The organism is Chitinimonas sp. JJ19, from assembly GCF_036961565.1.
GTDB lineage: Bacteria > Pseudomonadota > Gammaproteobacteria > Burkholderiales > Chitinimonadaceae > Chitinimonas.
In genome coordinates, this window is the sequence record NZ_JBAMDD010000003.1 from 147,874 (window position 1) to 160,732 (window position 12,859).

Below are 12,859 nucleotides of genomic sequence, written 5' to 3' on the forward strand. Positions count from 1 at the left end.
TGTTGTGTTGCATTGCGCAAAATAAGGTCGCTGCGACATCGCTTGTGTGGCTGCGCCGATGCCGCTAAACAAGTTAGAATTACCGCCTCAGATTCCCCAAATCCCCTGCAAGGAAACAAGCAAATGGCAGAGAACAACGTCATCTGGTTTGACGAACTGCGCATGACCGACGTCGAGCGCGTGGGCGGCAAGAACGCCTCGCTTGGCGAAATGATCAGCCAGTTGGCCGCTTCGGGCGTGCGCGTCCCCGGCGGTTTTGCCACTACGGCTGAGGCCTACCGAATTTTCCTGGCTCATGACGGCCTCTCTGCCCGCATCGATGCAGCTCTGACGACGCTGGATGTGGACAATGTTTCCGAGCTGCTACGTGTGGGCAAGCAGATACGCCAGTGGGTGGTGGATCAACCCTTCCCGCCGGCACTGGACGCCGACATCCGCACCGCCTTTGCCAAGATGGAGGCCGATTCCGGCGCGACCATCTCGGTGGCAGTGCGCTCCAGTGCAACGGCAGAAGATCTGCCTGATGCGTCGTTTGCCGGCCAGCAGGAGACCTTCCTCAATATCGTCGGTATCGACAATGTGCTGCACGCCATCAAGGAGGTGTTTGCCTCCCTGTATAACGATCGCGCCATTTCCTACCGCGTCCACAAGGGCTTTGCGCATGCCGATGTGGCCTTGTCTGCAGGTATTCAGCGTATGGTGCGCTCGGACAAGGGGGCTGCCGGCGTGATGTTCACCATCGACACCGAGTCGGGCTTTGACGATGTGGTGTTCGTGACCTCCAGCTACGGCCTGGGCGAGACGGTGGTGCAGGGGGCGGTCAATCCTGATGAGTTTTATGTCTACAAGCCCAATGTGGCTGCAGGCAAGCCGGCCATCTTGCGCCGCAATCGTGGCTCCAAACAGATCAAGATGGAATTCACCACTGAGGCGGCTGCCGGTAAGTCGGTACGCACGGTGGATGTATCCGATGTCGACCGCAATCACTTCTCCATCACGGATGCCGAAGTCGAGGAGCTGTCGCGCTACGCTCTGATCATCGAAAAACACTATCAGCGCCCGATGGATATCGAATGGGGCCGCGATGGTGTGGATGGCAAGCTGTACATCCTGCAGGCCCGTCCTGAAACGGTGAAGTCGCAGGAAGCCCGCGTGGATACGCTGCGCCGTTACCGCTTGAACAGCAAGTCTGCCGTATTGGCCTCCGGTCGTGCCATCGGCCAGAAGATAGGCCAGGGCGTGGTACGCCTGATCAAGGACGCCAGCGAGATGGACTCGGTCAAGCCGGGTGATGTGCTGGTGACCGATATGACCGACCCCGATTGGGAGCCGGTGATGAAGCGTGCTTCGGCCATCGTGACCAATCGCGGCGGTCGTACCTGCCACGCTGCCATTATTGCACGTGAACTGGGTATCCCAGCCGTGGTGGGCTGCGGCGATGCAACCCGCTCCTTGAGCGATGGCCAGTACGTGACGGTATCCTGTGCCGAGGGCGATACCGGCAATATCTATGATGGTCAGCTGGCCATTGAGATCATCGACCTCAAGCTGGACTCCATGCCCAAGAGCCCGGTCAAGCTGATGATGAACGTGGGTAATCCTGAGCTGGCATTTGATTTCAGCCACCTGCCCAATGAAGGTGTTGGCCTGGCCCGCCTGGAATTCATCATCAACCGCATGATAGGCATCCATCCCAAGGCACTGCTGGCTTACCCCAATCTGCCCTGGGATCTGAAGCAGCAGGTGGATGAGCGCATTGGCGGTTACGCCAGCGCAGTGGATTTCTATGTGGAGAAGCTGGTTGAGGGCATAGCCACCCTGGCGGCCGCCTTCTATCCGAAGAAGGTCATTGTTCGCATGTCCGACTTCAAGTCGAATGAGTATTCGAACCTGATCGGTGGGCAAAACTACGAGCCACACGAAGAAAACCCCATGATTGGCTTCCGCGGGGCATCGCGCTACATCAGCGAATCCTTCCGCGACTGCTTTGAACTTGAGACCCGTGCCTTGAAGAAGGTACGCAATGAAATGGGTCTGACCAATGTCGAGGTGATGATTCCCTTTGTCCGTACCCTGGATGAAGCCAGCAAGGTGGTGGAGTTGCTGAAGGGAAACGGCCTGGAACGCGGTCGCGATGGTCTGCGCCTGATCATGATGTGCGAGATTCCTTCCAATGCCATCCTGGCGGATCAGTTCCTGGAATACTTCGATGGCTTCTCCATCGGTTCCAACGATATGACGCAGCTGACCCTGGCGCTGGATCGCGATTCTGGCGGCCCCATTGCCAGCTTGTTCGACGAGCGTAACGATGCAGTGAAGGCCATGCTGTCGATGGCCATCAAGGCCTGCCGTGCCAAGGGAAAGTACATTGGTATCTGTGGCCAGGGCCCATCCGATCACCCCGATTTCGCCAAGTGGCTGGTAGAGCAGGGTATCGAAACGGTATCGCTCAACCCCGATACCGTGGTGGAAACCTGGTTGTACCTGGCCAAGGAGCTGGGTAGCGGGGCTGCCGCCTGAAATCGGGCCAGCAGCTTGCAATCAGCAGTCAGCAAGTAGAACAAGGCGCCTAGGGCGCCTTGTTCTTTTTGAGCGCACGGGCCAGACCCGGCGTAGTGGCATTTGGCTGCTGCCTGCTCAGAATATCTCCTGTGAAAACGGTATGCGCCGTGGCAGGCACTTGGCCTTGAGTTCGGTGGCAAAGGGCGTTGGGCCGCAAAAGAACATCCGCGGTGGGTGGCTGGGATGAGCCAGCAGTATGGCGTCCAGCTCTTGTTCCCAATCGGGACGGCCCCAGAGGAGGGGATAGCGGCAATCCGTCAGCGCGTCGCGCCCATGCCGCAGGTGGTAGTGCTCGCTGGCCAGTTGCAAGGCCAGATCGCCCAGGTCACGCTGTACGGCGCTGCAGAACAGCTTAATGCTGACCCAGCTGGCGGCGGGGCTGTCTGCCAGTTCATCCAGCAATGGCCTGATCCAGGCTATGGCGTCGGGCGTACGGCATATCCAGTAGACATAGACGTGCTGCTTCACCGGTCGCAAGCCTGCTTGCGACTGCAGGGTGATATGGCGCAGCAGTGAGGCAAACGGCGTGATGCCTATGCCGCCTGCTACCAGTATGGTGACATCGTGACGCATGGCGATGGCGCTGGGGGCGGAGTAGGGGCCATCCAGCTCTGCCGGCATGGGCAGGGTGGCGCCACCCGTCTGGCGTGCCAGTGCATGCAGCTGCCCAGTCCATAAGCCGGCATTGCGTATGTGCAGGGTCAGCTTGTCCTGGCCTGGGGCAGAGGAGAGGGTAAAGGGATGCCATTGTTGACGGTCTATCTCAGGCAGGCGCAGATAAACATAATCTCCGGCACGGAACTGAAAGCCGCTGGGGCGTTGCAATTGCAGGATGGTGATCTGTTCGGCAGCTGATTCCATGCCGACCACGCACGAGAGCTTGGACTTGCGCTTGGCCTGGAATAGGAGATTGATGCCGAATAGCAGGCCGGGCAGCAGAAACCATAGCCAGAACTGCGGGCTATGCCACAGCATGAGGCCGAACCAGGCCCAATACAGCTTGTGGCTGAACTTGAACCAGGTGTAACGGCCTGGCTTGCGATAGAAGCGCTGCCTACCCAGGCCGGCCATGATGGCAATGACCACCAGCAAGATGACGCCCGTGATGCCCAGCGCGGTCTGCCAAAGAAAGGCGGACAGGGAATTCCCCAGCACTGCCTGATGGGCCAGTTGCCCGGCAATATGGATCAAACTGAAGACCAGCAGCGAAACGCCGACCAGCTTGTGCAGGCTGCGCAGGGCGCCATAAGGCATCAGGATATGGGGTAGACGCCGATGCAAGGTGGTGGTCAGGCTACGTAGCATGGGCAGGCAGATCAATGCCGTGCCCAGATTGACACACCCTGCTGCCCCGCGCGCCAGTTGTATGGCAAGGTCGGCGCCGGCAGCACGGTAGCTTTGCGCCTGCAGGACGAAGACCACCAGGCATAGCAGCAAATACCCGGCCGACCAGAACAGCAGCTGGCGCTGCTGCGGGGCACCCAGCCATTGCTGCACGGTACTGGCTTCGGTGCGGCGGCGCAGCTTGCCCAGCCAGTTCACCTGCTTGCTGTTCAATTGTCCCGGCAGGGTATGCAGGGCGCGGAAGCGCAGGCTGAAATCCTTTGCATCCAGTTCGGCTTGGGCCACGGTGCCGGTATCGGGTTGGTAGAAGCTATAGGTCAGCCGCCGGCATACCAGCTTGCGCCGCTCGGGTTCCAGCATGCTTAGGGTGCTGAACAGCAGTTTGCTGAACTGGCGCTGGGTCAATGCCGCAGCGCTGCCTCTCAAGGCCAGGAACGCTGCGGCCTCCTTGTCGTCCAGCAGCTCGCTATCGAGCAAGGTAATGAAATGCGCCAGGCGCTCTGGTGGCAGCACGGTGGCACCTGCGCCGGCCAGGCCTTCGAACAGCACGCGGCCTATATAGCTGGAACGAATACCACTGATCTCTTTGAACTGCTGGTAGTTGATATGCCTGCGCCGCCGCAGTGCCGCCTGTGCCAGCCGGTACGTGCGTGGGCCATAGGCCGCCTGGTTGTCCGGGTCGTCGTTCAGTGCCTGCAGGACGGGGATGCTGATGCTGCTCATGCCGGTAAATGCCAATAAAACTCAATGACTTATTTTCACATATGCAATGTGCATAGAGCGTTAAGCGTACCGACAAGCAAGTTCTTGCTGGGCTTAAACACGGCTGTATGCCACCGCCGGCAAGGTCTTCTTAGCCGCCAGGTTTTTATGGGCAGTGGATAGGTAAATTAGATTTTCTGCATTTACGGCTCAAGTATCGTGCCGGGCTGACGATATCCAGTTCGCAAGTGCAGGCAGTGGCCGGGCGGCAAGGGATGTTCCGCTTCAGCCCAGCAGCAATGAGCTAAATCGACTTTCGCTAAAGTTTTCCCAGCGCAGGCCGATAAGTGAGTCAGGATTCAGCGCTGCGAGGGTTCCGCGGGCCTGAAGAAAACGCAACCTCCCATGGAGATAGACGACCATGCAAACGATCAACACCAACATTCCCTCGCTGAATGCGCAGCGCAATCTGGGCAATACGGCGAATACGCTCAACACCTCCTTGCAGCGCCTGTCTTCAGGTTTGCGCATCAACAGCGCCAAGGATGATGCTGCCGGCCTCGCGATTTCCGAGCGCTTCAGCTCGCAGATTCGTGGTATGGATCAGGCCCGCCGCAATGCCAACGACGGTGTGTCGCTGGCGCAGACCGGTGAAGGCGCCCTGCAGCAGATGGGCGATATCCTGCAGCGTATCCGTGAACTGGCTGTGCAGTCGGCCAACGCCACTAACAGCTCGTCCGACCGTCAGGCACTGAATTCCGAAGTGAACGAGCTGGTTGCCGAACTGGACCGCTTCGCCACCACGACCGAGTTCAACGGCCTCAAGATGTTCGACGGTTCCTTCTCGTCTTCCATCTTCCAGGTCGGCGCAAACGCCAACCAGAACATTACGGCGACCACCCGTAACCTGCGTACCGACCAATACGGTACCTACCAGGTTGGTAACAGCATCCGCGCTTCGGGTTCGGACAAGGTGGCGGCTTACGATCTTTCCGGTACGGGCCATATCTCGGGCGGTACGGTGCTGACTGCCGGTACTTTCGAGCTGCGCGGTTTTGCTGGTGCGGCCACCATCTCGGGTGTGACGGGTGATACCGCTGCCTCGCTGGCCACCAAGATCAACGCGGTGACCGACAGCACGGGCGTGACGGCAACCGCCAAGACCACAGCGAGCTTCAAGTTCAGCGGCGACACCGCCGGCTCGGGTGCCTACTCGCTGGAAGTGCTGGGTAACCAGGCCAAGGAGCAGGTCGCTTCGGTCAGCTTCACCATCTCCAAGAATGAGAACGGTACGCTGAACCTGCAGGAGGCTGTTACCGCCTTCAACGACAAGTCCTCGCTGACCGGTATTACTGCCAAGTTGTCGGATAGCCGTGAAGAACTGGTGCTGGAAAACGCAACCGGTGGCAACATCACCGTGAAGCTGACTTCGCTGTCTGCGTCACAGGTCATCAGCGGTGGTTACATCTCCAGCGGCGGCACCTTCGTGGCCGATGGTGAAGTGATCGATACGGCAGAAGACGCCCGTACCTACGGTGGTCAGCTGACCTTGAACTCTACCTCGTCCTTCTCGGTCGAATCGGATGCGACGCTGGAACTGAACCTCGGTGCCCTTGACGACGACGATACTCAGGGCTTGCAAGCCAGCACGGTGCTAGCTTCGGAGCTGGAGGAAGTGTCGGAGATCAACATCTCCACCGTTGAAGGTGCCACCCAGGCCTTGCGTACGGTAGACGGTGCGATTGCTGCGATCACGGCTCAACGTGCCAAGTTCGGTGCCTTGCAGTCCCGCTTCGAAGCGACCATCTCGAACCTGCAAACCTCGTCGGAGAACCTCTCTGCCGCCCGTAGCCGGATTCGCGATGCAGACTTCGCCTCGGAAACTGCCAACCTGACCAAGGCGCAGATTCTGCAACAGGCTGGTACTGCGATGCTGGCACAGGCCAACGCGCTGCCTCAGCAGGTGTTGAGCCTCTTGAACGGCTAAACTAAGCTTTAGTGCTTAGCCTGTGAGTGCCCCGCCAGGCTTTATGCCTAGCGGGGCGTTTGCCCAAGGAGCGATTCATCATGCAAATCCAGACACTGAGTTCAGCCACCACCCTGATGGGTGGCACCAGCACCGCCGATGCCCCTGTGGCCCGCAACCAGTACGCTGCCTCTGCGGGGCAAGCAGTAGAGGCGGTACGCGTCAGCGCAGATGCAGTCCAGGCTGTGCGCGCCAGCATAGACCCGGAAGACGTCAAGAACGCGGTAGAGAATCTGAACAAGACCTCGGCCGTATTCAACAACTCCTTGCAGTTCTCCATCGACGATTCGACCAAGCTGACGGTGGTCAAGTTGATCGACAAGGAGTCGGAAGAGGTGGTTCGCCAGATTCCTACCGAGGAAGTCCTGGCAATCGCCAAAGCCATCGACAAGCTGCAGGGCTTGCTGATCAAGGAAAAAGCCTGAGGGTGATTTCACCCTCAGGGCATTGCTAAATCAGGCTTGAATATTGCTTTAAGCCTGGTTCAGCAATCAGTCGTGTAAGGAGTTTGCCATGGCCATCACCACGTCGGGCGTAGGATCTGGTCTTGATATCAACGGTCTGATCACCCAACTGATGACTGCCGAGCGTATGCCTGAAAAGCAGATGGCGCTCAAGAAGGCAGAGTTCGAGGCCAAGCTGACGGCCCTGGGCTCGGTCAAGAGCGCGCTATCGACCTTTCAGGGGACGGTGGCCGGGCTGACTTCCACCAGCCAGTTCCGCAAGATGAGCGCAACGCTGGCTGATACCACGATAGGGACCGTGACGGTATCGAGCATCGCCGCGGCTTCTTCCTATTCGCTCAAGGTCGACCAGATTGCCCAGAGCCATAAGGTGAAGTCAGGCAGCTATTCAAGCATCGATTCAGTGGTGGGTAGCGGCAAGCTGACCATACAGTTCGGGACGCTGGAACAGATAGACCCGGCTGACCCCTCAAACCTGAATCCGGATGGCACTTACGAGCCTACCGATACCAAGTTCACCTTGAATGCCAAGCAGGCTGCCATCCAGGTCGATATCGGCCCGGGTAGCAATACACTGTCTGGCATACGCGACGCCATCAATGCCAAGAAGGCAGGGGTGACCGCCTCCATCATCAACGATGGCGGTGGCTTCCGGTTGGTGCTGTCGGCCACCGAAAGTGGTGCCGATGCGTCAATGAAGATCAGCGTGACCGATGACGACGGCAACGCGACCGATGCCGCTGGCCTGTCGCAACTGGCCTATGACGCTACCCAGGCGGTGGGTTCTGGCCAGAACATGACGCAGACCCAACAAGCCCAGAGCGCGGTCTTTTACCTGGATGGCATCAAGATCACCAAGGCCAGCAATGTGGTGAGCGATGTGCTGTCTGGTGTGACCTTGACGCTACAGAAGGCGACCGATGGCAAGACGACCTCGTTGAGCATCAGCCGCGATACGTCCGGCGTGGTCGACAAGGTAGGCGAGTTCGTCAAGGGCTACAACGAACTGATGGCGCAGCTCAAGGAACTGACTGCCTACAATGACAAGAGCAAGGAAGCGGCTGTCTTGCAGGGGGACCAGGCCATACGGTCGGTACAGACCCAGCTGAAAGGCATATTGAACGGTGTGATGGCAGGATCGGGCGACTTGCGCCGGCTCACGGACGTGGGCATCAGTTTCGACAAGGCTGGCGTCATGACCTTTGATACCGACAAGTTCGGCAAGGCACTGACCAGCAATCCTGATGCTGTGGCCTCCCTGTTTGGCGCCTATGGCTCCACTACCGACCAGCAGGTGAAGTACATCAGCAGCAAGGCCGCCACGCAGGCTGGCAACTACCCGGTCATCATTACCGACCTGGCCACGCAGGGCATCGTGCGGGCCAATACCGTCAGCAACACCAATTTCGACCTGACGGGGCTCAGCACCAGCTTCACCATAAGTATCAATGGCAAAAGCAGCGCCAATATCACGCTGGAGGCCAAGGATTATGGCTCCATGAGTGCTTTGGCCGCTGAAATGCAGACCAAGATCAATGGCGATACCGGCCTCAAGGCGTCCGGCATTACCGCTTCGGTGGTGTGGAATAGCGTTACCGAGCGCTTCGAATTCTCATCCACCCGTTTTGGCAAGGAGTCGAAGGTCGAGATTGGTACCGCCAGCGCCGATGCCCAAACCATGCTGGGCATGACTACCGGTAAGCAGGCAACCCTGTTCGGCGGCACCTTGATGTCATCGACCATTACGGCTGGCGTGAATGACAGCCTGACGCTGAAGGTCAATGGCGGTGCGGCAACGGCCATCACCCTTGATGCAGCGGCTTACGCCAATGGCAATGACCTGGCTTTGCATATCCAGTCCAAGCTGGATGCCGAGCCAGCCTTGGCCGGTGCCAAGGTGGTTTACAATAGCGCCAATAACCGCTTGGAGTTCTTCTCGGCCAATACGGGTACCAATTCGGCGATCGAGATTACCTCGGCCAATCCATCGGTGCGCGAAACCTTGGGCTTGTCGGTGCGTGCCGGGGTGACCACCGGCCTGGATGTGGCGGGTAGCATAGGCGGGGTGCAGGCGCAGGGGGCAGGTCAGGTGTTGACCGGGCAGGGTGAGGCGACAGGCCTGGCACTGGAAGTCGGCGGAGGCTTGGCATCGCCCAATGGCGCAAGCCGTGGCATGGCTACCTATAACCGTGGCTTTGCCTACCAGTTGGATCAGTTGTTGACCTCCATACAGTCGAAGACGGGCACCCTGGCAGGCCGTAGCGATAGCATCAACAAGGCGATCAAGGGTGTGGACGACCAGAAGGAACGGTTTGAGCGGCGCATGGTCACCACCGAGGCGCGTTATCGTGCCCAGTTCACTGCGCTGGATGTACAGATTGCATCGCTGCAGAACACCAGTAGCTATCTCAATCAGCAGCTCGCGGCCTTGACTGCGAACAATCGCAGGTAGAATCGGCATAGGCACTGAGGAAACAATAGATGGCAACCCCGATACGTAACGCGCTTGATGCCTATGGCAAGGGTGGCCTGGAGTATGAAATTGATACCGCCAGCCCACACAAATTGATCTGCATGCTGTACGACGGTGCGATCAAAGCCATATTGCAAGCCAAGGCATTCATTGGCGGCGACATGATTGCTGCCAAAGGGTCAGCAATCTCCAAAGCCATCGCTATCATTGAAGAAGGGCTGCGTGTCAGCCTGGACAAGACGGCCGGTGGCGAGCTGGCGGAGAACCTGGACGGTTTGTACGAGTACATGTCCGCTCGCCTGCTGGAAGCGAATCTGCGTAACGATGTGGCGGCGCTGGATGAAGTACACGGCCTATTGAACCAGTTGAAATCAGCCTGGGAAGAAATCGAACAAAACCGTGTGGCGACGCTGGCCGCAGCGACGCCGCAGGTGAATGAGGGCAAACCGGAGCAACGCGTGCCACTGAGTTATGGCCGTGTCTGAGTTACTGTCGCGCCTGGATGCGCTGGCTGCAAGCACCCAGCAACTGCTGGCGCTAGCCCGTGCCGAGCAGTGGGATGAGGTTGTAGATGCCATACAGGTGCAAACAGCAGCAACTGAAGCTTTTGCCCAGGTGAATCCACCGGCCGCGCAGCTACCGGCAACGGTGGCGGCAGAACTTGCCGCTCGCTTGAGCGCCGTGCGTGAAGCACACGAGGAAGCCTACAGCCGTATCGATGCGTGGCGGGACGAGCTAGGCCGGATATTGCAGGACATAGATGGCGCCAAACAAAAATCCAACCGCTTGCTGAGGGCTTACGGCGGTTAGCGAGTTTATGTTGTGGCCGTTCTGACGGAGCAGGCTCATGAATGGCATCTTTCTTAGCTGGCAATCGCTGCTGATCGCGGGCCTGCTGCTATTGGCGGCGGGCTTGGCCGTTGTGTTGCTGCGGCTGCGCCGTGAACAGCATAAGCCTCACTTGAACCATGCACTGGAAGCCGAGCAGGAATGGCTGCGTGACGAAATAGTGGCGCTCAAGCGTGAGGTGGCCGGATTGCGCGCCAGGCTGGAGGAAGATGAGCCGGTGACTGCGCCACCGGAAAGCGAGTCGGCCTATGGCCAGGCGCTGAAGCTGGCCCAGAAGGGCTTGGATTCTGCTGCCGTAGCCGCCAGTTGCGGCATATCGCGCGGGGAGGCGGAGTTGATTGTTGCCTTGTATCGCGCCTCTCAGCGGCCTTGATGACATCGTGATGCCGGTCTTCTCCAGGCACCCCAATCTGCAACGGGAGCCAACATGATTCCCGCCAATGCTGTCGCCAGCCAGCTGCAAGCCTATATCCGCGCGCCAGAGCAATCGCTGGTGCAGGTGGTCGATGCCATACAGGAGATACAGCAGCTTTTCACTGTGGGCGAGCAGGTGCGTGCGCTGGTCACCAGTCAACTGCCTACTGGCCGATTTGCCGTGCTGGTGAAGGACCAGTTGCTGGATTTGAATCTGCCGCGCAATACGGAAGCGGGCGAAGAGTTGGATATGCGGGTGGTGAGCAACTCGCCCCGCCTGAGTTTTCTGCTGCAGCGTGGTAATGCCGAGGCAGCGCCGCTGCCGCAGCCTGTTGCCAGCAATCAGTCGGTCGATGTGGAACTGAGCCCGACCGCCCGGTTTATCGGTAATTTGATTACCGGTACGGGCAATCAGGACGATGCCACCCAGGATGCCCAGGCGCTTGCCCGCGCCCATCCCTTGTTTACTGAAGCCAAGCCAGACACGGTGAAGCTGGCCGAGACCCTTAAGCAGGTGCTGTCGGCCAGTGGCTTGTTCTATGAGTCGCATGTGGCTGAGTGGGCGGGTGGAAAAAGGCCTTTAAGCCAGTTGCAGCAGGAGCCGCCAGCCAAATGGCTAGAAGCAGGTGCTGCCAGGCCCGAGGCCAAGGCAGAGGCCGAGCGCCTGGCCAGGCCCGCGCTGGAAGGCCGGACCAATACATTGGCGCTACCCGAGCAAGAGCAGGAAACCAATCGAACAGGGTCTGAGCTGCTGGCGCAGGAGGCCGCTGAGTCCGGTAATAGCGAGCTCGACAATATGCCTGCCGCAGCACGCCAATTGGTGCAGCAACAGTTGCAGGCGCTGGATCAACGCCAGGTAGTCTGGATGGGACAGGCATGGCCGGGCCAGCCGCTGCGCTGGGAAGTGGAAGAAGACGGTGGTAACCGCAGCCAGGAAGAGGGCACCCAAGGCAAGACCTGGCATACCCGGCTGGAAATGGTGCTGCCGCACTTGGGCCATGTAGACATCCTCATCAGCCTGTCGGACAAGACCCGAGTCGAGGTAGGCTTCAGGGTGGCAGAGGTGGCGACGGCGGAACGTATCAGGGGGGCGCAGTCGCAGTTGCAGGCCCAGCTTGATGCAGCGGGGCTGGAACTGACTGCGAATCAGGTGGCGTTGGAGACGGACGATGGAAGTTAGTCGGTTCCGCCGGGCGCCGCAGCAGGAAGCGGTTGCCCTGGCCTATCGGGAGGGCAGTCAAGCGCCGAGGGTGGTCGCCAAGGGCCGTGGCCTGCTGGCAGAAACCATCATCGAAAAAGCCAGGGAGGCCGGTGTTTATATCCATGAGTCGCCTGAACTGGTAACGCTGCTGATGCAGGTGGACCTGGATCAGCATATCCCCGCCGAGCTATACCGTGCGGTGGCGGAGTTGCTGGCTTTCATACATATGCTCGAGCAGCAGGTGGAGAGCGGCCTGGCGCCAGAATCACCAGCGGCTTTCTTGCCGCCTGGCGGGCCATAGCGCGGCAAACCCTTGAAATCAAAGCGGCAAATTATTGCCGCCAGTACATATGAAACCGGCAAGTGCTTCCAGGCACTTGCCGGTTTTGCTTTGAGGCGAATGGTTTTCACCCCCTGAGCGGCAAGAATGCTTGCTTTTCCAGGTGCTCAAGGCCCTGGGGGCAATGTGGTGGGCATGCATGGCCCACCGGGCGCTCTCAGCCCTGCTGGCTGAGCAGGGGGCTTGTCGCTGTAAGGCGGGGCCGCAGAAAAAGCGCGCTGCGAGGCTGCGGCAAAGCTGCGGCGCAGCTGCACGTGGCGTGCTTGCTGGCTTTGCTCGAGCAGGTCGTGCTGGCCTCCATCTTGCATTGCTGTGTGTGAAAGCTTTTCGATTCGGGCTTTTGCAAGGTTGCCAACAAAGCTGGCACACCCTTTGCTGTTACCACTACGTCCAAACCGTCATTGGTGTCCGCGATGAGCAGACCGAGACCGAATCAACAGGTAGTTCGCCATTTTTGCCGCAATGTCGGCAGCGATGGGGATTG

General features: G+C 59.1%; 10 protein-coding genes. 9 read left to right on the forward strand and 1 reads right to left on the reverse strand.

The genetic code is table 11. From position 1 onward, the window contains the following. The first annotated feature begins 123 nt into the window (after positions 1 to 123). Positions 124 to 2,520, forward strand: a complete 2,397-nt coding sequence (gene ppsA / locus V7714_RS05170) for a phosphoenolpyruvate synthase (protein WP_335708754.1) — start codon at positions 124 to 126, stop codon at positions 2,518 to 2,520. A gap of 117 nt (positions 2,521 to 2,637) precedes the next feature. Here the strand turns inward: ppsA and V7714_RS05175 are convergent, their stop codons facing one another. Then, positions 2,638 to 4,629: an NADPH oxidase family protein gene (locus V7714_RS05175; protein ID WP_335708755.1), complete on the reverse strand. Its 1,992-nt coding sequence runs from the start codon at positions 4,627 to 4,629 to the stop codon at positions 2,638 to 2,640. Positions 4,630 to 5,029: 400 nt separating this feature from the next. On the opposite strand from V7714_RS05175, the gene V7714_RS05180 reads away from it, so the two are divergent. From V7714_RS05180 to V7714_RS05215, 8 genes are all read left to right on the forward strand, one after another. After that, positions 5,030 to 6,595, forward strand: a complete 1,566-nt coding sequence (locus V7714_RS05180; protein WP_335708756.1) for a flagellin N-terminal helical domain-containing protein — start codon at positions 5,030 to 5,032, stop codon at positions 6,593 to 6,595. Between the two features lie 80 nt (positions 6,596 to 6,675). Further along, complete coding sequence (locus V7714_RS05185; protein ID WP_335708757.1) at positions 6,676 to 7,059, forward strand: flagellar protein FlaG; 384 nt, start codon at positions 6,676 to 6,678, stop codon at positions 7,057 to 7,059. 88 nt (positions 7,060 to 7,147) lie between these two features. Beyond that, positions 7,148 to 9,550, forward strand: a complete 2,403-nt coding sequence (fliD, locus tag V7714_RS05190; RefSeq protein ID WP_335708758.1) for a flagellar filament capping protein FliD — start codon at positions 7,148 to 7,150, stop codon at positions 9,548 to 9,550. Between the two features lie 29 nt (positions 9,551 to 9,579). Next, positions 9,580 to 10,056, forward strand: coding sequence for a flagellar export chaperone FliS (fliS, locus tag V7714_RS05195; RefSeq protein ID WP_335708759.1), 477 nt, complete (start codon positions 9,580 to 9,582; stop codon positions 10,054 to 10,056). Beyond that, positions 10,049 to 10,381, forward strand: a complete 333-nt coding sequence (gene fliT, locus V7714_RS05200) for a flagellar protein FliT (RefSeq protein WP_335708760.1) — start codon at positions 10,049 to 10,051, stop codon at positions 10,379 to 10,381. Before fliS ends, fliT begins: the two co-directional genes overlap by 8 nt. Before the next feature lie 37 nt (positions 10,382 to 10,418). Then, on the forward strand, positions 10,419 to 10,793 hold the full coding sequence (locus tag V7714_RS05205; protein ID WP_335708761.1) for a DUF2802 domain-containing protein: 375 nt from the start codon (positions 10,419 to 10,421) through the stop codon (positions 10,791 to 10,793). Positions 10,794 to 10,847: 54 nt separating this feature from the next. Next, positions 10,848 to 12,014 (forward strand): flagellar hook-length control protein FliK, encoded by a 1,167-nt coding sequence (gene fliK, locus V7714_RS05210; protein WP_335708762.1) that lies wholly within the window; start codon positions 10,848 to 10,850, stop codon positions 12,012 to 12,014. Then, positions 12,004 to 12,336 carry an EscU/YscU/HrcU family type III secretion system export apparatus switch protein gene (locus tag V7714_RS05215; RefSeq protein ID WP_335708763.1) on the forward strand — a complete coding sequence of 111 codons (333 nt, stop codon included), beginning with the start codon at positions 12,004 to 12,006 and terminating at the stop codon, positions 12,334 to 12,336. Before fliK ends, V7714_RS05215 begins: the two co-directional genes overlap by 11 nt. The last annotated feature ends 523 nt before the right edge of the window (positions 12,337 to 12,859 follow it).